This is a genomic window from Nocardia sp. NPDC059240, assembly GCF_042753865.1.
Classification (GTDB): Bacteria; Actinomycetota; Actinomycetes; order Mycobacteriales; family Mycobacteriaceae; genus Nocardia.
Genome location: NZ_JBHZAC010000014.1, coordinates 181,277 through 204,894, shown reverse-complemented (window position 1 = coordinate 204,894; position 23,618 = coordinate 181,277). Strand labels below are relative to the sequence as shown.

Sequence of the window (23,618 nt, the reverse complement as noted above, 5' to 3'; positions counted from 1 at the left end):
TGACCGAACCGCGAAATCCAGATTTAACCGTAGGTAATCGCCGGGAAACGTTACGGCACAACACTTGGTTCACCCAATGTGACGCCAGACACCTTATGTCACAACGTAATTTAGTGCTGGAGCCGGTATGGTGCCTGCCTGCTCCGCGGTGAGGTAGCGCTGAACAATGTCACCGTATCCCGACTGGCTGAACCCCGGCGATAATGCCTGGCAACTGGTTGCCGCCACTCTAGTCGGTCTCATGAGCATTCCCGGTATCGCGATCTTGTATGGCGGTATCGTGCAACGCAAATGGGCCGTCAATACCATGCTCATGGCATTCACCGGATTCTCGCTGGTCCTGGTCGTATGGGTGCTGTGGGGCTTCAAGATGGGGTTCGGCGAACCCATCAAACTCGGCCCAGGAATTCTGCGAGCCGCAATCGGTAAGCCACACACGATTCTCGGGTCCAATAATCAAGAGCAGGCGGTGATTCCGCTCCTCGACGGACTCATGCCCAAGTTCCGGTTCTCCGAGACCACGCTGGCCTACTTCCAGTTCGTGTTCGCGGCCATCACGCCACTGTTGTTCCTGGGCAGCGTGATCGGGCGCATCAATTTCAAGGTGTGGCTGATCTTCGTCCCGCTCTGGTCGACGCTGGCCTATTCGGTCAATGCCTTCCTGATCTGGGGCGGCGGCTGGTGGTCACAGATGGGCGCGCTCGACTACTCCGGCGGGTACGTCATCCACTTGGCCGCGGGCACCACGGGTTTCGTGGCCGCGGCGGTCATCGGACCACGCCTGGCCCGCGACCGAGAACGCGCGGTCCCCAACAACCTGCCCATGGCCGCGGCCGGGGCCGGCATCCTGTGGCTGGGCTGGAACGGATTCAACGGCGGTGACCCGTACTTCTCCGGATCCGACGCCTCGCTGGCCGTCATCAATACCAACCTGGCCACCGCGGTCGCGGTGCTGACCTGGGTGCTGTGGGACATGTTCGCGGGTCCGTCACGGAAGCCCAACTTCCTGGGCGCGGTCAACGGCATGATCGCCGGTCTGGTCGCGATCACCCCGGCGGCGGGCTTCGTGAACAGCTTCGGCGCCATGGTGATCGGGCTCATCGCCTCGACCCTGGTGTGGCTGTCGTGGAACAAGCTCGGGCGCACCCGGCTGTTCCGCAAGGTCGACGACACCCTCGGCGTGGTCCACACCCACGGCGTGGCGGGCCTGGCGGGCGGCATGCTGGTCGGCGTGCTGGCCGACCCGAACATCAAGGTGTACCTCGGCACCGGCGGCGCGGCGGATTCCACCTACGGCGGCTGGCTCTACGGGCACAATCCGAAACTGCTGCTGTGGCAGGCGGGTGCGGCCGGCACGGTCATCGTGTGGGACGCGTTCATCACGTTCGCGATCCTGAAGATATTGAGTCTGTTCATGAGTCTGCGCATGCCGGACGAAGTGCTCGAGACCGGCGACGTCGGAGCGCACGAGGAAGAGGCCTATCCGGACGAGACGCTCGTGCACGCGCAATCGGGGGTGCTGAAGAAACCACCGGCGCGTGCGCCCGCTGAACAGGATGGAGCGGAGATTCCGGCCAAGGAATCCTGATGTCGGCGCCGCTGCAGTTGGGCGGCATGATCGGATACCACGGTATGGACCCGGGCGGCGGCGCGGACGCGAAGTTATTGACGCTGGTGTTGCCGCCCGGCCTGTTCGATCAGATCAAACAGGCCCTGGCCGCGTTCGGCGTCCGGCGCATGGTGGTCACCCAGGTCTACCGGGTGGACGACCGTGACAACCGCGTCGAAAGCTATCGCGGACAGCGTTTCGAAACCGATGTCTCCGCCGGGTTACGGGTCGAATTGCTCGCCCGGACAGAGGATGTCACCGATCTGGTCCGCATGATCGGATCGATCGGATCCAATCACGAGGCCGCCAATATACAGATCTGGATGATCGACGCACGCCGATTGTGATCGTGAAAACTTGATTGCCGATACTCCCGCCCCGGCCGTATGGTCGAGGCGGGAGTACTGCCGTGCGCTGCTGGTACGGCAATTCGGCGGTGGGAGTTCACTTTTGGCAGTGCGGTTGGCTTTCGGCATGGTCGCGGAGCGGGATCGGCGCGCCTGGCTGGTCGAGACCGGGGAAGTTGTCGGCCACGACGGGCCCGAGGGCGCGGCGGTCGTGCTGGGTCCGCGCGACAGCGATTCGGTGCGCGTGGCCATCGCCTGCGCCGATCTGGCCGGGCTCATCGAACTCGGCGGCACCGTGATCGCCGGTGCCGGAATCGATCTCGGCGAGGGTTTCGTCTCCGCCCGGCTGGCCGGCGCGCCCGGCGACCGGCGCGACGCGGTACTGGCCGCGCTGCGCGTACTGAAACTCGGCGGCGCGTGGCGGCTGGGGGAGCGCGGGGCCACCCTGGTCGCGATGTTCGGGGTCACCGCCACCAAACCGGTAGGCGCCGCCGCCGAACAGGCCATCGGCGAAGGCCACTGGGCCACCGTGATTCTGGCGTCGGCCGCGGCCGAAGTGCTCGGACCGGAGCAGCTGGTGCGCGTGCTCGCGCTGCGGGCGCCCGACGGAGTCGACCCGATCCCCGACGGCGCACCCTCGGTACTGGCGGCCAACCTGCGCCGCGTGCTCGAACCCTATTCGCCGCGACGGCGACTGGAACTGGTGCTGGACCTGTGGGAACAGGTCTGCGCCCGGCAACTCGCCGACGCGGACCGCGAACGGCTGATCGCCAGCCACGACCTGTCGGGGCTGGACGCGTTGTCCGAACGCTACCGCCAGTTCGACGAGGCGGAAGTGATCAAGCTGGCGCAGGATTCGACATCCCGTCAACTGACCCTGTTGAGCGCCATCCACTTCCGGCCCACCTGGCACAGCCTGTGGCGGCATTCCGTGGAACGGGCGATCCAGGACGCGCTCGCCGCGACGGTACTGCTGCGCGCCGCGGTCGCAGTGCACGAACTCGGCGTCACCGCAGGCATCGCGCGGGTCCGCGACGAATTCGCCGCCGTCTCAGCGCTGTTCACCCGGGCCGAAGCGAGGCGGGCCGCATCCGGGATCGCGTTCCCCGAGCTCCAGACCCTGCGGCTGAAGGGCGCGCCACCGGTCCCGCCGACCCGACCCATCGTCCATATCCGGGAGATCGACGCTTGGCTGCGGCAGCAGCAGCCGCAGGGACCCGCTTTCGACAAGTTCGTGCGCGCCCGCCTGACCACCGCGCTGGCCTACGGAACCGCCATCCACGACTGGTGCCTGAACCTGTTCAGCCAACAGATCCCGCCCGACGTACTACCGGAGGAGTGGGATTCGAAATCCCTGCGCGCCTGGCGCGCCGAGATCCCCCACACCCCCTACCGGCCTCCCGAGAACTGGCAGTGCGAGCCCCTGGTCCGCCGCAGCCGCCCGACCCTGGCAACCCGCCTGGCCGACGCGGCCGAGGGTGCTGCCGCGGTGGAACGGGCGTCGGACCTGCTCTGGCTCGCCGACCTGGCCGATGCCATGGCCCGGGCACGCGGACACGAGGCCGCGGTCCTCGAGCCCTACTATCGGGTGCCCGAGTTCGACACGAATCCGAAACGGCGGCAGCCCGATCCGCTGACGCCGCGCCCGGACTCGATCCCGCTCGCGGTGGCCGGGACCGCCCAGCTGCTCGCGCTCGGCGCTACCGCGCCCGGCCGCTGCCGGGACTGGGTGGGGCTGTGCGCCGCACTCATCGGCAGTGGTGTCGTGGCGTCGGCACTGATCAGCGAATTCGACGTGGACGACACGGTACTCGCGCACGACGGCGCCCTCGTGCCCGGAACCACCGTGCGCCTGCAGGTCGCGCGTAGCGCGTCCCGGCTCGCGGAATGGTCGGACTACATGGGCAATTGCATTGCCGGACCGTGGTATCAAGAGCAGGCCGCACGCGGCCTCAGCATCCTGGTCGCGCTGCGCGACGAGCGGGACACCATCGCGGCCAACGCCGAACTCCGCCGCACCGGCCACGGCTGGTCGGTGCGGGAAATGGCGGGCCGCTTCAACAACGAAGCCGATCCCGCACTGCGCCAGGCCCTCCAGACCTGGGCGGCGACCCTGCGCACCGAGGAACCCGATACCGATCCGGTGGACCCGGTGGAGGCGAATCCTCCCGCACGGTCCCACCGCGGCACCACCAACCCGATCCGCGAAGTCGGCCCGGCCCTGCGCGAGGCGGCCCGCAAAGCGATGATCGACGCCGAACCCGCCCTTCGCGCCGTCGCCGCCCTGACCGGAGACCCGGACGGCGACCCGAAATGTCTTACCGCCCTGCGCCGTTCGACCGCCGACCGCCTGACCCGCCTGTGCGCCGACTTCCTCGCCGCCCACCCGGCTGACTTGCCGCAGTTGTGGACCGCCACCGGCACCCGCCCCCTGTCCCTCGCCCTAGACACCCTCGACCCGGCGATCCTGACCCGCCATCCACGCCTGCACACCATCACGACGGACGCGCCGATCCCCTCGAAAACCCTGCGCGCACTGGTCAAAGACCCGGACATCGCCGCCGCCCGCTCCCTGGACCTGATCGCCCAGCGCATCCGAGCCGCCCTCGGCCGCCTATCCCGCCGCGACGACCCGTCCCTGACCCATGCCCTCACCCGCCACCCCACCCCCGACCTACTCTGCCCCCTGATCCTCGCCACGACGTGCGCACCGGCACATCACATCCCGGTCACCTCGATCAGTCCACCGCGAGCCCTCACCATCCCCGGCTTCCCCACCACAGCTCTCGACGACCCCACCGGCCCCTGGCACACCGCCTGGCCCGCCGCCCTCGAACTAACCCCCACCCCATTCGATCTCGGCCCTGACCGAGAACACTTCTGGACCCACATAGCCGCCCACGGCCTGCTCATCCCCACCGCCTGGCTCCCCGCCGACGGCTGGCCCACCCTATGGTCCCGAGCCCACACCCGACCGAAATAACCGATCGCCGTGGCCCGCAAGGCCACGGCGATCTCACTCGGCTCGCTGAGAGTTTCCGGGTCAGTTCTCGGCTGGAATGTCGGAGACGGCGTCGAGGATCTCTTCCGTGGTGGCGGTGATGCCGAGGCGGGGGAAGATTTTTTCGAGGGAGTGGGTGTGGGAGGCGGGGTCGCGGTCGGCGGAGGCGTCGGTGGCGATGACCACGTGGTAGCCGTGTTCGTGGGCGGCTCGGGCGGTGGATTCGACGCCGATGCTGGTGGCGATGCCACCGAGGACGATGGTGGTGATTCCGCGGCGGCGGAGTTGCAGGTCGAGGTCGGTGCCGTGGAAGGCGCCCCACTGGCGCTTGGTGACCCGGATGTCGGAGGGCTGGACATCGAGTTCGTCGACGAGTTCGTCCCAGCCCTGGGGCGGGGTCTGGCGGGCGCCGGTGGGCTGCATGTTGCGGCCGGGCGGCATGTCGCCGCCGTCCTCGGAGAAGGACACGCGGACCAGGACTACCGGCAGATGCCGCTCGCGAAAGGCCTTGGCCAACTGGGCTCCCCGGTGGATCACCTCGTCGGCGGTATGCGGTTGGGTGGGCATGGCGGCGATGCCGCGCTGCAGGTCGATCAGCACCAGAGCGGTCTTCGGGTCGAGCAGGTTCGTGGTCATGGGCAGTCCTGTTCCGGTAGTGGCGATGTCGGTTCGGGTCGTTGCGGGGGAGTCCGGTCAGTCCTCGACCAGCCGAGCCAGCAGCGGGATCGCGGCGATCAGCGAATCCCGCTCGGCGGCCGTCAATTTCGTGGTGATCGCGGTGGCCAGCCAGTCCTCTTTGGCATCGTGGGCCAGGCGCAGCAGCCGGTGGCCGGTGTCGCTGAGCGACACCAGCACCTGGCGCTGATCGGTGGGATGCGGTGCGCGGGAAACCATTCCGCGTTCCTCGAGGGCGGCGAGGGTGGTGCGCATCGACTGCGGGCGGACGCGTTCGGCGCGGGCGAGGTCGGCCACCGACATCGGGCCCTCGCTGCCGAGCCGACTCAGCGCCACGGCCTGCGAGGGCGTCATCTCGATGCCGGCCCGCGCCGACCGCAACTGCCGCAACAACCTGCTGGCCACCACTCGCAGTTCACCGGCCGCGGCGGCCACCTCGGCCGTGGGTCCGGCCGCCTTGTCAGCGCTCACCGGGCCAGCCTGCCATGAGGACAGTCAAACTTGCAAGTTTACCTGTCTAGTTACGCCCAGTGTGAGACGTCCAGCCCGGGGTAGCGCAGCGTCATTCCCGCTCGTGTTTCCGCAGTCCAATAGGGGTGACCGGCCGGTGGGAAGCCGACCAGTTCGAGCTGGCTCGGCGTGGCCCGCGACACGAATCGATACCAGGCCGCCTCGTGACTGCGGACGGCCCAGCCCACCCGCTGACCCCACTCCGCATCGGCCCGCCGATAGTTCAGATGCATCGAATATCGAGCGCCGCCGGGCCGGGTCATTCCGGTGCCCCGGTGAAAGGTGCCCTGTTCGAAGGCGATGACCGTGCCGGCCGGACCCGCCGCCGACACCTCCCGCTCATACCAGTCGGGGCGAGCGGCGTGAAACCGGCCGCGCTGCCGCTCCGATCCGGGAGAAGCTTTGGCGGAGAACCAGTTCGGTGTGGCGGGCGCATCCTTGGTCTCGGTGGTGGGCACCAGATGCGGCGGTCCGAGGTCCTCGGGTACATCGTCGAGGAACACGAACATCTCAACCTGCCGGAACTCGGGCGCCGAACTCGGCACCAGCACAGTGTGATTGAGGTAGTCCCGGTGCAACTCCTGGTCGTAGTCCGCCGCGCCCGTGTACTTCGCCCACGCCTCGGCCCCGTACAGCCGGATATCGTCGCTGCCCAGCAGCCCGCGCGCAAGATCGGTGAGCAGGCGGTGCACCGGCAGCAGACTTACCTCCGTGCTCGCGAACGGAAACGTGTCGATCCCCGCGAATTCGTCGCCCAGAAAGCGTTCCCGCCGCGGATCGGTGCCCTCGTGGAACCCCGCCGCAGTCGGGAACATGAGCTCCAGTTCGGCCAGCGCCGGGGCGAGGACCTCGCGCGGCAGATATCCGGGCAGCATGACGAACCCTTGCTCGAGCCAATCGGTACGTGCGCGATCGAGATCCATGGCTGCAGTATCGGCCCGGGATCGGCTCGCGGCCAGTGGATTTCGGGTATCGGTGCGTTGCGGGATCAGGCGAGGGCGTCGAGGAGGCCCGTTGCGGCCGCCTCGCGCAGACCGCGCCGCGCGAGATAGCCGTTGGCCAGCAACAGCAGCGTCTTGTTCGGCGGCGCAACGAATCCCGACGCCGTGTGCGGTGCGTACACGGCCGCCCCGTCGGTCACGTCGAGCCAGCCGGTGTGCTGGCGGGTTTCGAGCCCGATCAGCGCCGGCCGGTAGTCGTGCGAGAGCAGGCCCGCGCGTCGCCCACCGTCGGGCAGTCCGGCGGGCACGGACATCCGCAGGCCACCCGCCTCCGCGGTCACCGATTCGAACGGCACCACCGCCGGAAATCCATCCGCCTGCTGATACGCGAGCAGGTGATGCGGCAGCTTCCCGGCCCGCTTCGCGGCCTTGCCGACATCGACCCGCGGACCCGTGCCCTTCCCTGGAGGCCGTTGCGCCGCAGGATCTTCCGCCTTCAGCGGTTCGCCGAACACTTCCGGCTCCCCGGCCGCTCGCAGATCCGGCCACACGATGATCCGCCGCACTTCGACCGTCACCAGCACCCGATCGGCGTAGTAGGCGCTGAGCCATCGATCCCAGAACGGTCCGCGCCGCAACGCCCCCAGGTACGGCGTCGCCTGCTCCCCGATGGCGTCGAGCGCATCCTGATCCGGTGTCGGATCGAATTCGGCGACGCCCTGAACCAGCACGAACCGCTGATTCCCCGCATCCCCGATCCCGTGTGCGCGGCTGTGATAAGCGAGCGCGACCTTCGGATCCTTCTTGATCCGCAACAACTTCCGCCCGAATCCGAGGGATGTCGTCACGCCCACCGTCCCGCGCTCCCGATCCCGCAGCCCGATCGGCGCGAGCGTGGACACCACCACCCCGCCCGCATCGGTCTTGATCCCCAGCGCGCAGGTCAGATCGCCCCCGAGTACATCGTCGACCGTATCGGGCCAGGCCACACCCATGCCGCAGAGTCTAGGCGCGGTGCGGGGCGCAGGTTGGCGGAATGGGTGCCCTGGAGTGACGTCCGAATACCGCGAAATGCCATGGCCGATTTCTGCCGGTGATCGCGTTTGCGGTCGGCGAGAGTGGGTGATGGACAAGGAACGACGATCGAGGAGGAAGAGATGACCGTGTATACGACGATGAGCAGCCCGGTCGGGGAACTGCTGCTCACGGGGGAACTCCGCGAGGGCGGGCTCGTCCTGAAGTCGGTATCGATGACCGGGGCGAAGAGCGTTCTGGTGGAACCGGATTGGGTGGCCGACGCGGACGCCTTCGCGGCGGTCGTGCCGCAGCTGACCGCCTACTTCGCGGGTGAGCGGACCGGATTCGATCTGCGATTCGGGGACGGCGGCACCGAATTCCAGCGCCGTGTCTGGCAGGCACTCGAGGAGATCCCGTACGGCAGCACCACCACGTATGGGGACATCGCGCGGCGGGTCGGCGCGTCCCGGGCCGCGGTGCGGGCGGTCGGATCGGCGATCGGTGCGAATCCGTTGCTGATCGTGCGGCCGTGTCACCGGGTGATCGGCGCGGACGGTTCGCTGACCGGGTATGCCGGGGGCGTGGAGCGCAAGCAGCAGTTGCTGGAGTTGGAGCGGGTCGCGTGACGACCGGCACCGTGGCCTCGGTGTGGGCCGGGCGGGTCGCCCAGCAGGACTGGGCGGCCCTGGCCGGAGAGCTCGACGAACACGGGCATGCCCTACTGGGGCAGCTGCTCGCGGCCGACGAATGTCACACCCTCGCCGGCCTTTACGATGACGACCAGCGGTTCCGCTCCACGGTCGACATGGCCCGGCACCGGTTCGGTTCGGGGGAGTACCGGTACTTCACCCACGAGTTGCCGCGCATCGTGGCCGAACTACGGTCCGCGTTCTACCCGAAACTCCTTCCCATCGCCCGGGATTGGGCCGCGCGCCTGGGCCGCCCCGGCACCTGGCCGGACACCCTCGACGAGTGGATCGACCGCTGCCACCGCGCCGGACAGGTCAAGAGCTCCCAGATCCTGCTGCGCTACGGCCCCGGCGACTGGAACGCCTTGCATCGGGACCTGTTCGGAGACATGGTGTTTCCCCTCCAGGTCGTGATCGGCCTGGACGCACCCGCCGTCGACTACACCGGTGGCGAGTTCCTCCTGGTCGAGCAGCGCCCGCGCGCCCAATCCCGCGGCGCGGCAATGTCATTGCCCCAGGGCCACGGGCTCATCTTCACCACCCGTGACCGCCCGGTGCGCGGCGCACGAGGATGGTCGGCCGCACCCATGCGGCACGGGGTGAGCGTCGTCAGGTCCGGGCAGCGTCACACCCTCGGCCTCGTCTTCCACGACGCCTGACCGTGTACACCCTGCTCGGCCCCGACGGCCGCCCCTACGACAGCGACCGTCCCGGCCTGGTCGGCGGGCATCGCCGGATGCGTATCTACGGCCGCCTGGACTGCCCGGCCGCCCTCCGCGCCCTGGCCCGCGGCGGTTACGCCGCCCACCGAGTCTTCTTCGCCGACGAACACACCGCGATAGCCGCCGGCTACCGCCCGTGCGCCGTGTGCTGCCGAATCGCCTACCGCGAGTGGCGCGCCCGCCACCCCGACTAACGCACAACAATTCGTGGTGACTGGTCGGTAGATAAGCTGGGGCGCATGCTGACCACGTTGGCCGTGGAGAACTACCGGTCCCTGCGCAATCTGCGGGTCCCCCTCGGCCGGATGAACGTGGTTACCGGGGCGAACGGCAGCGGTAAGTCCAGTCTCTATCGAGTGCTGCGGCTGCTGGCCGATTTCGCGCACAATGGCGCGGTCGCGGGGCTGGCACGGGAGGGCGGGCTGGAGTCGACGTTCTTCGCCGGGCCCGGCCGCTCCGGCCCGAATATCCCGCTGCGGTTGCGGATCGGATTCGCCGGCGAGGACTTCGGCTACGCGGCCGAACTGGGCATCCCCATCCCCGCCGAGTCGATGTTCAAAATGGACCCGGAGATCAAAGCCGAGGCAGCCTGGGCCGGACCGGTGCTGCGGCCCTCGACCCTGCTGGCCGATCGCGGCGGACCGGTGGTTCGGCTGCGCGAGGAGGGCGGCGGCTGGGGCATGGTGCCGCACACCGTGAAGCCCTACGACTCCATGCTCTCCGAACTCGCCGACCCGCAGCGCGCCCCCGACCTGCTGGTCCTGCGTGAACGCATCCGCTCCTGGCGCTTCTACGACCACCTGCGCACCGATGTCGCCGCGCCCGCCCGCGCACCCCAGCTCGGCACCCGCACCATGGCATTGGCCCACGACGGCGCGGACGCGGCCGCCGCGCTACAGACCATCATCGAGATCGGCGACGCCGCGGCCCTGGCCGAGGCCGTCGACAACGCCTTCCCCGGCAGCCGCCTCGAGATCGTCGGCGACGGCGGCCGCTTCGAGTTGCTCCTGCACCAGCCCAAGCTCTTCCGCCCGCTGGCCGCCCCCGAACTCTCCGACGGCACCCTGCGCTACCTGCTGCTCGCCGCCGCGCTGCTGTCCCCGCGCCCGCCCCAGCTATTGGTCCTCAACGAGCCCGAGACCAGCCTGCACCCGGAGTTGCTGGGCCCGCTGGGCCGCCTCATCGCCCGCGCCGGCGCGGGCACCCAGCTGGTGGTGGTGAGCCACTCCGATGAATTGATCGGTGTCATCGACGAATACACCGACGCGAACATGATCGAATTGGTGAAACGGGAGGGAGCGACGACGGTGGCGGGACAGGGACGGCTGGATGAACCGGCCTGGTATTGGCCGGACCGTTAGTCGTCGGTGACGTGGAAACCTATTCTGAGGGCGTGAGTGTGGAAACCGTCGGTGAGCAGGGTCCGTTGCCGCGTGGCCGGCACGGGCTGACTCGCGAGCAGGTGGAGGCGTCACAGTACGCGCGGTTGTGCACCGCGGTACTGGACGCGGTGGGGGAACTGGGCTTCGCGGCCACCACGGTCGCCGATATCGTGACCCGGGCCCAGGTGGCCCGCCGCACCTTCTACGCGGTATTCGGCAGCAAGGACGAATGCTTCGGCGCGGCTTACGATCTCGCGGTCGGCGCGGCCCTGGAACAGCTACGCGAGACCGTGACCGGCCTGGAAGGCGTGAATTTCGCGGAGCGCGTGCGGATCTCCTTCGAGATATATCTCAACGTGCTCGCCATGCAACCGCAGGCTGCCCGCGCACTGTATGTCGAAACCCTCGCGGCCGGACCGGGATTGATCGAACACCGCCTGCGCGTGCACGAGCGTTTCGCCGACTACATCATGGCGGTGGTGGCGGTCGGCGTGCGCGACGGCGATCTTTCCGCCGAACCCGACCGGCAGCTGATCGACATGCTGCTCGGCGGCATCGACGATCGGGTGCGCGCCTGCCTGCACCAGAAGGGCGCGCAGGCGCTGCCGGAACTGGTGCCGCTGTTCACCCGCTCCGCCATCGCCTTGGCCTCCACACCCGCCTGAGCTGTAGGTCGCCACAACCGGCCGGCGCCCTCGGCGTGGGGCACTGTCACCTGACACAGCGCCGGTGACACAGGCCACAGCGCGCTCTTACGGTCGCAATCGGATTCGACGCGTTCGGTCCGATCCGCGTGAGGCAGTAGGAGATTTCATGAGGCCGACCATCCGTACCCTCGGCAGTACCGTGTTCGCCGGCGCGACCGCACTGGCGGTCGCCTGCTCGGCCGGTGTGACCGGTGCCGAACCCGCCGACGCCGGGAGCAGTTCCGGCTCGGCGATCGTCAGCACCGCCTCGGACACGGCCGGTGTCGGCCCGGAGATGTCGGCCTACCTGGCGGCCTTCGCCTACGGCCTGGCCCACCCGGACGCCGCGCCGCCCGGAGCCAACGACTGGAACTGCAAACCCACCGCCGAACATCCGCGACCGGTGGTGCTGGTGCACGGCACCTGGCTCAACACCTACGACAGCTTCTCGTTCCTGTCCCCGCAGGTCGCCCGCGCCGGATTCTGTGTCTTCGCCTTCAATTTCGGCCGCGAGACCCCGTTGGGCGGCGGCGGGATCGGCCCGATCCTGCCCGGCCGCTACGGCGTCGGCCCGATGGAGGATTCCGCGCGGCAGCTCGCGCAGTTCGTGGATCGGGTGCTGGCCGCCACCGGCGCGCCCGCCGTGGACGTGCTCGCGCATTCCCAGGGCGGACCGGTCACCAGCCAATACCTGAAATTCGAAGGCGGGCAGGGGAAAGTCGGCAAGGTGATCAGCTTCGGCGCGACCACGCACGGCACCTCGTTGCTGGGCTTGGCGAGCATGGGCCGGTTCATCACCAATCTCGGGCTCGATATCCTCGGCTTCTATCAGCCGTTGATCGGGCAGGCCAATACCGAACAGGTTGTCGGCTCGGACTTCTACGCGAAGCTGAACGGCGGCGGCGACACCGTGCCGGGCGTCGCGTACACCGCCGTGGGCACCACCCACGACGAGATCTCGAACCCCTACGACTGGACCTTCCTCACCCCGGGGCCCGATGCGACCGTGGAAAACATCACGCTGCAACAGGATTGCCCCGAGGACGTCTCCGACCACCTGACCATCATGTACTCGCCGCGCGCCGCGTCCATCGCCCTGCACGCCCTCGATCCGGCCGCACACCCGAACCTGGTGTGCACCTTCAACCCCTGGATCATCGGTGGCTCCGGCCACATCTAGCTTGCTGTCGTCTCTGCCCGCTCGACGAAAGGAACGCCGTGACCATCGGTGAAGCGATCGAAACTGTCGATCTCCCACAAGATTTCGGCACGCCCGGTGCACGGCCGCTGCTGCCCGGCCTGGACCCGTTCTACCGTTCGCCGATCGACCCGGCTGCCGTCGCACCGGGCACCATCCTGCGCTCGCGGCCGGTGCGGCTCGCCCTGCTGGGGAGCATCCCGCAGCGGGTCAGAGCGTGGCAATTGCTCTACCGCAGTAGCGATCTCAACGGGAACCCGGAAGCAGCGGTGACCACCGTGCTGCTGCCTTGGGATGCCGATCCGGCGGTGGACCGCCCGCTGGTGTCGTTCCAGTGCGCCATCGACGCCGTCGCCCCGAAGTGCTTCCCCTCCTACGCTTTACAGCATCGCGCCCGCGCCCTGGGCGCGATCCCACAGATCGAGTTCCCGCTCATCGCCGCCGCCCTGGCACGCGGCTGGGCGGTCTCGGTCCCCGATCACGAAGGGCCGAACGGCCATTTCGGCGCCGCCCGCGAACCCGGCTACCGGGCCCTCGACGGCTTGCGCGCCGCACTGCGATTCGCCCCGCTGGGCCTGCATCCGCGTACCCGAATCGGGTTGTGGGGCTACTCGGGTGGCGGTCTGGCCACCGCGTGGGCGGCGGAACTGGCGGCGGGCTACGCCCCGGAACTCGATATCGCCGGTGCGGTCGCGGGTTCCCCGGTCGGTGATCCGGCGGCGGCGTTCGTACGCCTCAACGGTTCACCGTTCGCGGGTTTCGCCATGGTCTTCACCGCCGGGCTGCGCCGCGCCTACCCGGGCCTCGACGACACCGTGCGCGACATCGTCTCCGACGACTACATCGAGCTGCTCGACCGCGCCGAGTCCATCGCCACCCTGCCCCTGCTGGCCCGCTACGCCGGTCGAAATGCCAACCGGCACATCCGCGGTGGCCTCGGTGCGCTGTTGACCCGCCCCGGAATGCGGCGCGTGCTCGACGACATCGAGCCCGGCGGGCAGGCGCCCGCCATGCCGCTGCTGGTCGTGCAGGGTGTCAATGACGAGGTGATCGCCGTCGCCGATGTCGACGCCCACGTCCAGCGCTACCGCGCGCGCGGCGCGCACGTCCGCTATCTGCGTGATCGCCTCAGTACCCATCTGCCGCTGCAGTTCCTGGCGACACCGCTCATGGTGGACTGGCTGGCCGATCGCCTCGCCGATCGCCCGCTGCCGCCGGCGGAGGTCCGCACGGTGTGGTCGGTGGCCGCCACACCGCGCGCGCTGGCCGAACACGGTCACTTCATCGCGCTGCTGGCCACCATGGTGTCGGGCCGTCCGATCCGCACCCGTTCGGCCTTGCGGTAACTGCGTGCCACCAATGCCGAACGCAGATACCACAACCCGGACGGCTGGGCCGGATCGAATCCGGTCAGCTGCCCGATCCGTTTGAGCCGATTGTCGACGGTATTGGTGTGCACGCCCAGCAGTCGCGCCGTATGCCGTCGGCTCAGGTCGTTGCCGATGTGCCGGCGCAGCGTCTCGAGCAGCTCGGGAAACTCGTCCAGCGGATCCAGCAGGGTGCCGAGGTATTCCCGGCCCGGACCCGGGCGGGTGAGCTGATACTCCATGGCCAGGTCGTCGAAGCTGTGCAGTCCGGACGCGCACTCCAACCGGTGCACCATGTCCAGGAGTTCGTGCGCCTGCTCGGCGGCCTCCGGAATGCGCGGGGTCTCGGCGTGGATCACGGTGGCGGTGAGCGGAACCTGTGCGGCCGTGGACAATCCGGCGATCAGCTCGTCGAGCTCGGCGGTGCTGGCATCGCTCGCCGGCAGCAGTACGGTGCCGCCGTCGGCGCTCAGCAGCGACAACGCGCGGCCCCCGGCGCGGCGGGCCAGTTCCGACTGCACGCGCCGCAGCTTGCGCCGGGCCACCACCTCGCCGTCCACCCGCGGATCGGATTCGCCCGCATGCGCCGGAATGCTCAGGGCCAGAATGTAATACGACTCGTCGATCTCGAGGCCGCCCGCCCGCGCCATGGTCGAGGTCGGATGCCCGGCCAGCAGCGCCGAGGCCACCGTGTGCACCGCCGTGTGATGCTCGGCCACCACGGCCCGATGCTCGCGTACATAGGCCACCGCGAACGCCGAATCCACCATGGCCAGCACCTCGAACAGCCGGCGCGCGGTCACCGCCAGTCGCGCGTAGTCCTCGGGCCCGGTGGCGTCGACGATGAGATCGAAGCCCAGCGCGAACCCGTCGTGGACGGCGCGATGAATGGTGCCGATGGGAATGCCCTCGCGCGCCCAGTCCGCGCCCGCGCGTTGCAGCCGTTCGATTTTCCCGCTCACATCGCGGCCCTCGAGCACCCCGGCGGCGAGTTCCAGACAGGTCCGCGTGACGGTGGTGACCTCGCCGCGCAGCGCGTCACCGGGCAGCGTGCCGCAGCGGGCCACATGTTCGGCGAAATGCGCGACCAGCGCGGTCGAGAGCGAGCGCACATCACGCAGTGGATCGGAGATCGGTGCGGCCGCGGCGGTTTCGGCGGATCCGGCCGGCGCGAGCGGATGCCGGGCTCCACTCGTCGAACTCATTGCCTTCTCCATGTCGATCCCTCCGCAGCCAATCTGGGAACGCCAGCGTTCCTACTGGTGCGTAACTGTAGCCTGGGTCACCCTGTGCGGCAATATGCTTGACCGATCCCGCCAGCGCCGACCGGCCGCCCCGGTGCGCGGGGCGGCCGGGCTCCGGTTCAGCGAGCGAGGCCCGCGAAGAACTCCCGGATGTCGCCGACCAGCAGGTCCGGCACCTCCAGTGCGGGAAAGTGGCCGCCGGAGTAGAACTCCGACCAGTGCACGACATGGTGGGCCTTCTCCGCGAAGCGGCGGATCGCGAAGTCCGCGGTCGGGAACACCGCGACACCGGTGGGCACGGTGCCCTTCGGCTTGGGTGCGAACGTGGTGTAGTCGTGGAAGCGCTCGTAGTAGTAGTTCGCGACGCTGCGGGCGGTATCGGTGAGCCAGTAGATGCTCACCGTGGTCAGGATCCGATCCCGGTCGATGGCGTCTTCGGGCAGTTCGTGCGCCGCGTCGGTCCACTCCTTGTACTTCTCCACGATCCAGCCCAGCTGTCCCGCGGGCGAATCCGCGAGCAGTTGCGCGAGGGTGTTCGGACGCGAGCCGGCCAGGCTCATGTAGGCCGAGCCGTCGTCCTGCCACTGCTTCATCGCCGCCAGCCGCTGCTTTTCGGCGTCGGTGAGCGCGGCCATGTCGGCCGGATCGCCGGTCGGGAAGGTGACCAGTGCGTTGACGTGCACGCCGATCACGTGCGCGCCGTGCTCGCGGCCCAGGCGCGGGGCCACGAACGCGCCGTGGTCGCCGCCCTGCACGCCGTAGCGCTCATATCCGAGCCGGGCCATGAGTTCGGCCAGCGCGGCGGCGACCTTGCCGTCGCCCCAACCGGTTTCGGTGAGCGGGCCGGAGAAGCCGTGGCCGGGGAGGGTGGGGATCACCAGGTGGAAGGCCGGGGCGTCAGGCTCACCGTGCCCGGCCGGGTCGGTCAGCGGGCCGATCATGGCCAGGAAGTCGGCGGGGGTGCCGGGCCAGCCGTGGATCAGCATGAGCGGAGTGGCGTCCGCCTGCTCGGAGCGGATGTGCAGGAAGTGCAGGTTCTGACCATCGATGGTGGTGGTGAACTGTGGGTAGGCGTTGAGCTCGGCTTCCACGGCCCGCCAATCGAACTTCTCGGCCCAGTAGCCGGCCAGCTCGCGCAGGTAGGAGGTCGGGACGCCGCGCTCCCAGCCGGTGCCGGGCGCCTCGTCGATCCACCGGGTGCGGGTCAGCCGCTCGTGGAGATCGTCCAGATCGGCCTGCGGGATGTCGATCCGGAAGGGGTGGATATCGGTGTTGTCCAGGGCGTTCTCGTTGCTGCTCATGACATCGAGTCTTCCGATAAAGAGGATGCCCCCACATCACGACTATTCGTTATTCATCGACTCGGGTGTCCGCTTTACCCGTGTCGCGGCATGATCATGGGGTGGTGAGTTTTCCCGGCAGTAGCGTCCTGGTCGGTCGGGCCGCTGAGGTGGCCGTGCTAGTCGAGGCGGTGGGGGATCCCGGGGCGCACACGGTGCTGATCGCGGGCGAGGCCGGGATCGGCAAATCCCGGTTGGTGGGGGAGTTCGGCGAACGACTCGACCCCGACGCGTTGGTGCTGGTGGGACGGTGCCCGGAGCTGGGGACCGGCGGGGTGGCGTTCGCGCCGTTCCTGGCGGTGTCACGGGCGCTGGTGCGCACACTCGGCGTCGAGGCGGTGGCGGAGTTGCTGCCGCCGCGCCCGGCGCTCGCGAACTGGTTGCCGCAGTTGGCCGTTCACACCGGCGGGGCGGCCGCGGAAGCCGATCGGATTCGGCTCTTCGGCGAAATCCTCACGGTGCTGGAGCAATTGGCACTCACCCGCACGGTGGTGCTGGTGCTCGAGGATCTGCACTGGGCCGACGACGCCAGCCGCGATCTGCTCACCTTCCTGGCCGCCAATCTGACCGACGCCGACACCCTGCTGGTCGGCACCTACCGGCCCGGCGAGGCCGGGCCGCTGCGCGGACTCGTGGCGGAGCTGCGCCGCAATCCCGGTGTGCGAGTACTGGATCTGCACCCGCTGACCCGCCACGAGGTGGGCCGCCAGCTCGCCGCGCTGCTCGGGCGGGAGCCCGAACCGCGGCTCATCACCCAGGTTTTCGAGCGCAGCGGCGGCAATCCGCTGTTCGTGGAGGCGCTGGGGCGCGCGCCGGGGGAGGTGCCCGCCGGGCTGACCGATCTGCTGCTCGGCTTCCAGTCCGGGCTGTCCCCGCAGGCGCATACGGCCGTCCGGCTGGCCGCCGTCATCGGCTCGCCGGTCCGGCACGCGCTGCTCGCCGCCGCCGTCTCGCTATCCGCCGACGAACTACCCGGTGCGCTACGCGAACTCGTCGATCGTCACCTGCTGCTACCCACCGACACCGGGTACGAATTCCGGCATGTCCTGATCCGCCAGGCCATCCACGACGATCTGCTCCCCATCGAGCGCACCCGCCTGCACACCCGCCTGGCCGAGGCGCTGCGTGCCGAAACCCGTACTCCCACCGCCGATACCCTCGCCGAGTTGGCCCATCACACCCAAGCCGCCGGTGATCTTCCGCAAGCCCTCACCGCCACCTGGTCCGCCGCCGGCGCCACCCCGTCCACGCATCCCGAACGTCTCCGTCTGCTCGAGCAACTGCTCACCCTCTGGGACCGCGTCGAGGACCCCGAATCGCGTGTGGACACCACCAAATTGGCTGTCCTGGAACAGATCATCGACGTCGCGATCGCCATTGGCGCGACGGAGCGCGGCATTGCCGCCGCCAACGCCGCGCTGGCCATCCTCGACCCGGGTGGTGATGCTTCGGCCGGGATCGGGGCCGCAACGGACGGGGCAGCCGGGGCTGGTGCCGCGGTGGACCGGTCGGTCGTAGCCGAACCGGAACGGCTGGCGCGGCTCTACCGGCGGCGGGCCTACTTACGCGGGACCACCGGTGCCGGGCCCGGCGAGGACCTGACCCGGGCGCTGGCGTTGTTGCGGACGGAAACCCCGGGGGCCGAACGGGCCGAGGCGCTGGTGCAATCGGCCTCCGCGCGGATCTTCCGAGGTGATGCGGTGGGATCGGCCGCCGATGCGAGAGCGGCGCTGGCAATCGCGCAGCGACTGGGTATCGACGCGCTGGTCGCCCGGGCGCACGCCCATCTCGGACTGGCCGGGGCGGCCGCGGCCGAGGTGGCCGCCATGGGGTCGGCCGCGCTCGAGGTGGAAGTGGCGGGCATGGCCGCGGTGGAGGGCTCCGGCGGGCCGCGGCCGAGTGAAACGGATTGGGCGCTGGCACATTTCGCGCAGGCACATCGAGCGGCCGCGTCGGCGGGGGATGCGCGGATCGTGGTCGATGTGGCGACGTGGGAATCGGCGGTACTGGTGGCCGCCGGACGCTACGAGGCCGCCATCGCGGCGGTGCGGCAGGGGCTCCGGGCAGCGCATGAATCATTCCGGTTCTCCGAGTCCGCCCCCATCCTGTACGTGAAATGGGCGCAGGCACTCTCGGCGCTGGGGCGGTGGAACGAGGCGCGGGCGGTCGTCGACGAAACCCAGTTCGAGGAATTGCCGCCCTTGAGCCAGGCCGCCATGATGCTGTGTTTCGCGCGAATCTCACTGGCCGAGGGCGATTCGGCCACGGCGCGCGTGTCGGCGGGCGGGGTGGCGCGACTACTGGGGGACAGCCGCTGGGCCGCGCAGTACCGGCTCGAACTCGTCGCTCTCCGCTGTGAACTGGCCTTGGTGGCGGGCGAAGAGGCCACCGCGGCAGCGGATCTCACCGGTCTGCTCGCGCCCGAGGACGGCGCGGCAACCCTTTTCGCGCATCCCCACGACGCCTGGCCGCTGGTGGTGCAGGCGGCCCGAACCGCCGGTGCGCCGGTGGAATTGCTGGCCCTCGGCGACACCCTGCCCACGGCTTCACCGGTCGATATCGCCTATCGCGCCGTGTTCTCGGCTCGCCTGGCGGGTTCGGCCGCCCGCTGGGCCGAGGCCGTGGTCGCATGGCGTGCGGTCGAACGGCCCTACGAGATCGCCGGTGCCCTGCTGGGTTTCGCGGAATCCGCTGCGGGCGAAGGGAACCGGCCGCACGCCGCGATCGCGCTACGCGAGCTGATCGAGATCGCCACCCGACTGGGTGCGTCCCCGATCCGGCAGGCGGCGCTGGCCGTCGCCGAGCGCGCTCGGATCCCCCTCGACGGGTCCGCCACCACCAACGGCCACGCCCCGAAGCCTCAGGGCGGCACCGCCTCCGGCCGCTTCGGTCTCACCCCCCGCGAACTCGACGTCCTGCGCCTGGTAGCCAAGGGCCTGAGCAACCGCGGCCTGGCCGCGGAACTCTTCATCAGTGCCAACACCGCCGGTGTCCACGTCTCCCGCATCCTCACCAAACTCGGCGTCTCCAGCCGAACCGAGGCAGCCGCCTTCGCCCACCAGCACGGCCTCCTCGCCGAGACAAACGAATCCGCCTGAGGCTCGTCGAACAGTGAGTTCGACGCAGGTACGAGGCCGGTGACGCTGAGGGTAAGCGCTGTGAGTGACAGCCGTAGAACCCTCGGACTCGGGCAACGGATCTGCTCGGGAGCGGGGAGGAGGCGGAAGGGGTTGGGGCTCAGGGCAGTCGAGGTGCCAGGTCGAAGATTCGGAAGATCTCCTCGACTTGATAGGCGATCATGCCGGCGATGAGACCGTCGCGAATGGTGAAGACCTGCAAGGTGTGTAGGACGTAGGTGCCTTCGCCGTCGCGGACGTAGGCGGCCAGCGCGGGCTGGCCGTTCGCGCCGACCGGGAGTAGACGCCAGTCGGTGCCGCGGGTGTCGAAGACGCGGGCCATGAAGCCGCGGTAGGCCATTCGGCCGAGGTACCAGTTGAGCATGGGCGGCATTTCCATGGTCACGTCGTCGGCGAGGAGCTTCTCCAGGGCGGCCAGGTCGGCATTGCGGAAGGCGGTGGCGTAGTTGTCGACGATGGTGCGCTGTTCGGCGCTCTCGGTCACCTCGTCCTCGGTGATGCCGTTCTCGCGCAAGGTCTTCCGGGCTCGCTGCAGGGCGCTGTTGACCGCCGCCGGGCTCATGTCCAGGGCCTGGGCCACCTGTGCGGCGGGCCAGTCGAGGACCTCGCGCAGTACCAGCACGGCCCGCTGGCGTGCGGGCAGCAGTTGCATGGCCGCCACCAAAGCCAGCCGCAGACTGCCCTGGGTGAGTGCGGCGGTGGCGGGATCGGCGAGCAGGGAATCCGGAATCGGTTGCAGCCAAGGGATTTCGCCGCCGTGCACCAGCGCCTCGCGGGGATCCTCGCCGGGCGCGTGACCTAGTCCGGCGGGCATCGGCCGCCGCCCTCGCTGTTCGAGCGCGGTCAGGCAGGCGTTGGTGGCGATGCGGTAGAGCCAGGTCCGCATTCCGGCCCGGGTCTCGTCGAAGTCCGCGCGCGCCCGCCAGGCTCGCAGCAGTGTCTCCTGCACCAGATCCTCGGCATCCTGCACCGACCCGAGCATGCGATAGCAATGCGCGAGCAATTCCCGCCGATACCCGTCGGTGCGCGCCGCGAAGTCCGTGTCCACCATTGCTTCCGACATGGCTCAGCTCCTCGAAATCGCCCCTGCCGAACTTTGTACACCGTGAGCGATGAATCGCGCAGGGCTCGCCGGTAGGTACTCGTGAGCCGCTCATCGCGGCCTCGATCCGAGGAGGAACCCATGTCCGACACCGCCGTACACACCGACCGCGACGCCGTCCTCGCCGTCCTGACCAGCGTCTACACCGCCTGGGCCGCCAATGACGCGGACGCCTTCGTCGCGAACTACGACCCGCACTCCACCTCGGTGCTGCCCGGCGTCTACAGCGACGGCCGCGACGCGGTCCGAGCCCGCATGGCCGCGGCTTTCGCAGGCCCCCTGCGCGGTTCGACCGTCCGCACCAACCCCGAACTGATCCGCTTCCCCGCCCCCGACACCGCCGTGATCATCAGCCACGACGCCATCCTCATGTCCGGCGAATCCGAACCCCCCGCCGACCGCTGGGTCCGCTCCACCTGGACCCTAATCCGCCGAGACGCCACCTGGCTCCTCACCGCCTTCCACTCCAGCCCCGCCTGACCTTCGTCGAGCGGCAGGGTTGGGGGATGGTGCTCGACGTCAATGGCGCGTCCTACCTGCGGTGAACGAGCGAGCCCCCTCGGGAAGGTTCCCGAGGGGGCTCGAACGGTTCGAATGTATTCGGTTACGGCACGACCTCGACCATGTCGCCGGGGTTGAGGTAGTTGAAGAACTCGCGCGCGCCGTCCGGGGTCATGCGGATGCAGCCGTGGGACTTCTTGTCCACCGGGCCGATGTGGAAGGCGATGTCGCCGTTGAAGAAGACCGCGTATTCCATCGGGGCGTTGTGCATGGTGCTCCAGTGGAACGGCTTCTTGAACGCCACGTGGAACACGCCCGGCGGGGTCTCGAAGCCGGGCATGCCGTGTGAGATGGGGGTGGGGCCGAAGACGACCTTGCCGTTGTCCATCAGCCACGCCTCATTGGTGGTGAGCTTGAGGCAGGCGCGGGCGCCCGCCGTCGCGCACGGCGCGGTGACATCGCTGGGGGCGATGCCGGGGACGATCGCCGGGACACCGGGAACATCCGGGCCGCCGGGCCACAATGGTTCGGCTTGCGCGGGCACCGCCGCGACACTCGCGACCGCGATACCGGCGAGAACCGCCGACCGCGCCGCCAAGCCGAGGGAACTTCTGCTCATCATCGAGTCTCGACCCTCTCCTAGCCTTGGCCCGCCACCCTGGTCTGTGCCGCCTATCAGGGCGAAGGGACATCTCTGCGTTGGAACGAGCATGGAGCGTGGAGCATGGGACCACTGGGTACCGGTGATCATTCTGACTGGTGCGAATCAAGATTCGCGGGATAAACACCGACAGGCGCGCCGACACGCCTGCCGGATTGCGTGGGCACGCCGGTACTACCGCGAGGCCGGGCGTGGCGCGGTCACCGAACCGGCGGCAGCGTGCGCTCATTCGGGTCGACGCCGGTCGGCATGTGCGCGCCGTTGTTCGGCACATTCGGGCGCGGGGCGTTGGCCGAGCCGCGAATCTGCTGATCGGCGGGCGGGTTGTCGCAGTAGTTGAAGCGCCCGAAGGTGGGCTCGGACACCACGAATGACGCGATATTGCGGGTCGGGTACAGACACCACGGGCGCGGCCAGGCGTCGGTGATGGTGTAGAACTCGCCGTCGTGGGCGGGCACGCCCATCGCGTTGGTGCCGATCACCAGCGCCGGAAACAGGGCCCGCACGGCCGGAAGTCGCAGCATGGCGGCGCGCACGATGGCGCTCATGGTGGTGACCAGGCTCTGGATCGGGTCCATATTGCGATCCAGAATGCCGTCGGCGACGGCGATCTGGCCGGGCGCGTTGTCGAGCAGCTGCCGCAGTTCGCCGTTGGCCACATCGGCCTGTTCGAGCAGGATGCTCGAATTGCGGGTCAGCGTGCCGAGATCGGGCTGCGCGTGTGAGGTGGTGCCGACGATGACCCGCAGGTTCTCGATGAGGCTGACCGTCTGCGGCAGCCGGTTGTCCAATCCCGTGGTGGCCACGCTCAATCCGTCGACGAGCCCCTTGAGTTGGTCGGGCCCGCCGCTGAGCGCGGTGTTCAGGTTGTCGAGGATGACCCCGTATTTGTCCGGATCGATCTGTGCGATCAGCTCATTGCTGTCCATCAGTGTTTGCGAGATCGGGGTCGGCGTGCTGATCTGCGCGGGATCGAACCGGATGAGCTGTCCGTCGTGCAGGTAGGGCGCCTTGTCGGTGCGGGGCCGGAAGTCGAGGTACTGCTCGCCCGCCCCCGACAGCGCGCCGACATGGATCTCGGTGTCGGCCGGAATCTGGTAGCTCTTGTCGATTTCCGCGGTCGCCGCCACGCCGGCACCGCCGTCGATGAGTTCGATGGTCTTGATCGAACCCACCCGGTACCCGCGCCAGGTGACATCGTTACCCGCCTGCAAACCGCCGGACCGATCCAGCTGCACGGTCACCGCGTAGGTGCCGCCCGGTCCCTTGACCCGCGCCACATCGATTGCCAGATAAGCGGCTCCGATCAGTAGCAACACCACCAGAGCCAGATTTCCCACCAAGATCTTGCGCCCGCGCAGCACGTTCAAGAGCCCGCCTCCACCGCTGATCAGACAGCCAATAGGTTCGATGTACAGCAAACACCAGGCGAAACTGCGCGCTATCTAATCACATTCGCGCCGCCTGCCCGGCGGCCCCGGTCTCCGGG

Annotated in this window: 21 protein-coding genes; 12 read left to right on the top strand and 9 right to left on the bottom strand. The window is 69.0% G+C overall.

Going from position 1 to position 23,618, the window contains the following annotated elements:
• Positions 1 to 166: 166 nt before the first annotated feature.
• The 3 genes from ACFXHA_RS38650 to ACFXHA_RS38640 all read left to right on the top strand — a co-directional run bounded on the left by ACFXHA_RS38650 (position 167) and on the right by ACFXHA_RS38640 (position 4,939).
• Complete coding sequence (locus ACFXHA_RS38650) at positions 167 to 1,588, top strand: ammonium transporter (RefSeq protein WP_379365209.1); 1,422 nt, start codon at positions 167 to 169, stop codon at positions 1,586 to 1,588.
• Positions 1,588 to 1,956 (top strand): hypothetical protein, encoded by a 369-nt coding sequence (locus ACFXHA_RS38645; protein WP_379365207.1) that lies wholly within the window; start codon positions 1,588 to 1,590, stop codon positions 1,954 to 1,956. Before ACFXHA_RS38650 ends, ACFXHA_RS38645 begins: the two co-directional genes overlap by 1 nt.
• A 109-nt stretch (positions 1,957 to 2,065) precedes the next feature.
• Positions 2,066 to 4,939, top strand: coding sequence for a hypothetical protein (locus ACFXHA_RS38640; protein ID WP_379365205.1), 2,874 nt, complete (start codon positions 2,066 to 2,068; stop codon positions 4,937 to 4,939).
• Between the two features lie 60 nt (positions 4,940 to 4,999).
• On the opposite strand, the gene ACFXHA_RS38635 is transcribed toward ACFXHA_RS38640, so the two are convergent.
• The 4 genes from ACFXHA_RS38635 to ACFXHA_RS38620 form a co-directional block, all read right to left on the bottom strand.
• Positions 5,000 to 5,593: a hydrolase gene (locus ACFXHA_RS38635; protein ID WP_379365204.1), complete on the bottom strand. Its 594-nt coding sequence runs from the start codon at positions 5,591 to 5,593 to the stop codon at positions 5,000 to 5,002.
• A 57-nt stretch (positions 5,594 to 5,650) separates the two neighbouring features.
• On the bottom strand, positions 5,651 to 6,103 hold the full coding sequence (locus tag ACFXHA_RS38630; protein WP_379365202.1) for a MarR family winged helix-turn-helix transcriptional regulator: 453 nt from the start codon (positions 6,101 to 6,103) through the stop codon (positions 5,651 to 5,653).
• Between the two features lie 50 nt (positions 6,104 to 6,153).
• Positions 6,154 to 7,065, bottom strand: coding sequence for a phytanoyl-CoA dioxygenase family protein (locus ACFXHA_RS38625; protein ID WP_379365200.1), 912 nt, complete (start codon positions 7,063 to 7,065; stop codon positions 6,154 to 6,156).
• A gap of 65 nt (positions 7,066 to 7,130) precedes the next feature.
• Complete coding sequence (locus ACFXHA_RS38620) at positions 7,131 to 8,078, bottom strand: hypothetical protein (protein WP_379365198.1); 948 nt, start codon at positions 8,076 to 8,078, stop codon at positions 7,131 to 7,133.
• Between the two features lie 162 nt (positions 8,079 to 8,240).
• On the opposite strand from ACFXHA_RS38620, the gene ACFXHA_RS38615 reads away from it, so the two are divergent.
• The 7 genes from ACFXHA_RS38615 (at position 8,241) to ACFXHA_RS38585 (ending at position 14,123) form a co-directional block, all read left to right on the top strand.
• Positions 8,241 to 8,726 carry a methylated-DNA--[protein]-cysteine S-methyltransferase gene (locus tag ACFXHA_RS38615; RefSeq protein WP_379365196.1) on the top strand — a complete coding sequence of 162 codons (486 nt, stop codon included), beginning with the start codon at positions 8,241 to 8,243 and terminating at the stop codon, positions 8,724 to 8,726.
• On the top strand, positions 8,723 to 9,448 hold the full coding sequence (locus ACFXHA_RS38610) for a 2OG-Fe(II) oxygenase (protein WP_379365194.1): 726 nt from the start codon (positions 8,723 to 8,725) through the stop codon (positions 9,446 to 9,448). The genes ACFXHA_RS38615 and ACFXHA_RS38610 overlap by 4 nt, the downstream gene beginning before the upstream one ends.
• Positions 9,445 to 9,705, top strand: a complete 261-nt coding sequence (locus ACFXHA_RS38605) for an Ada metal-binding domain-containing protein (protein ID WP_379365321.1) — start codon at positions 9,445 to 9,447, stop codon at positions 9,703 to 9,705. The genes ACFXHA_RS38610 and ACFXHA_RS38605 overlap by 4 nt, the downstream gene beginning before the upstream one ends.
• A 45-nt stretch (positions 9,706 to 9,750) precedes the next feature.
• Positions 9,751 to 10,872 (top strand): AAA family ATPase, encoded by a 1,122-nt coding sequence (locus tag ACFXHA_RS38600; protein WP_379365192.1) that lies wholly within the window; start codon positions 9,751 to 9,753, stop codon positions 10,870 to 10,872.
• Between the two features lie 32 nt (positions 10,873 to 10,904).
• A complete protein-coding gene (locus ACFXHA_RS38595; RefSeq protein WP_379365190.1) occupies positions 10,905 to 11,558 on the top strand; it encodes a TetR/AcrR family transcriptional regulator in 654 nt (217 codons plus the stop codon).
• A gap of 148 nt (positions 11,559 to 11,706) precedes the next feature.
• The gene (locus tag ACFXHA_RS38590; RefSeq protein ID WP_379365188.1) at positions 11,707 to 12,759 is read left to right on the top strand and encodes an esterase/lipase family protein; all 1,053 of its coding nucleotides are present in this window, start codon (positions 11,707 to 11,709) and stop codon (positions 12,757 to 12,759) included.
• A gap of 38 nt (positions 12,760 to 12,797) precedes the next feature.
• A complete protein-coding gene (locus ACFXHA_RS38585) occupies positions 12,798 to 14,123 on the top strand; it encodes a lipase family protein (protein WP_379365186.1) in 1,326 nt (441 codons plus the stop codon).
• On the opposite strand, the gene ACFXHA_RS38580 is transcribed toward ACFXHA_RS38585, so the two are convergent.
• Both ACFXHA_RS38580 and ACFXHA_RS38575 read right to left on the bottom strand, forming a co-directional pair.
• Complete coding sequence (locus ACFXHA_RS38580; RefSeq protein WP_379365184.1) at positions 14,054 to 15,349, bottom strand: PucR family transcriptional regulator; 1,296 nt, start codon at positions 15,347 to 15,349, stop codon at positions 14,054 to 14,056. The genes ACFXHA_RS38585 and ACFXHA_RS38580 overlap by 70 nt on opposite strands.
• Before the next feature lie 158 nt (positions 15,350 to 15,507).
• Entirely contained in the window at positions 15,508 to 16,689 is a 1,182-nt protein-coding gene (locus tag ACFXHA_RS38575) for an epoxide hydrolase family protein (RefSeq protein ID WP_379365182.1), read from the bottom strand.
• A 104-nt stretch (positions 16,690 to 16,793) separates the two neighbouring features.
• Here ACFXHA_RS38575 and ACFXHA_RS38570 point away from each other — a divergent pair, with 104 nt between their 5' ends.
• On the top strand, positions 16,794 to 19,826 hold the full coding sequence (locus ACFXHA_RS38570; protein WP_379365180.1) for a helix-turn-helix transcriptional regulator: 3,033 nt from the start codon (positions 16,794 to 16,796) through the stop codon (positions 19,824 to 19,826).
• Positions 19,827 to 19,965: 139 nt separating this feature from the next.
• Here the strand turns inward: ACFXHA_RS38570 and ACFXHA_RS38565 are convergent, their stop codons facing one another.
• Positions 19,966 to 20,928, bottom strand: coding sequence for a sigma-70 family RNA polymerase sigma factor (locus tag ACFXHA_RS38565; protein WP_379365178.1), 963 nt, complete (start codon positions 20,926 to 20,928; stop codon positions 19,966 to 19,968).
• A 120-nt stretch (positions 20,929 to 21,048) separates the two neighbouring features.
• Between ACFXHA_RS38565 and ACFXHA_RS38560 the strand changes: the two genes are divergently transcribed.
• The gene (locus ACFXHA_RS38560) at positions 21,049 to 21,447 is read left to right on the top strand and encodes an SgcJ/EcaC family oxidoreductase (RefSeq protein WP_379365176.1); all 399 of its coding nucleotides are present in this window, start codon (positions 21,049 to 21,051) and stop codon (positions 21,445 to 21,447) included.
• A 124-nt stretch (positions 21,448 to 21,571) separates the two neighbouring features.
• Here the strand turns inward: ACFXHA_RS38560 and ACFXHA_RS38555 are convergent, their stop codons facing one another.
• On the bottom strand, positions 21,572 to 22,087 hold the full coding sequence (locus ACFXHA_RS38555; RefSeq protein WP_379365174.1) for a L,D-transpeptidase: 516 nt from the start codon (positions 22,085 to 22,087) through the stop codon (positions 21,572 to 21,574).
• A gap of 242 nt (positions 22,088 to 22,329) precedes the next feature.
• Positions 22,330 to 23,493: an MlaD family protein gene (locus tag ACFXHA_RS38550; RefSeq protein ID WP_379365319.1), complete on the bottom strand. Its 1,164-nt coding sequence runs from the start codon at positions 23,491 to 23,493 to the stop codon at positions 22,330 to 22,332.
• Positions 23,494 to 23,618: the final 125 nt, after the last annotated feature.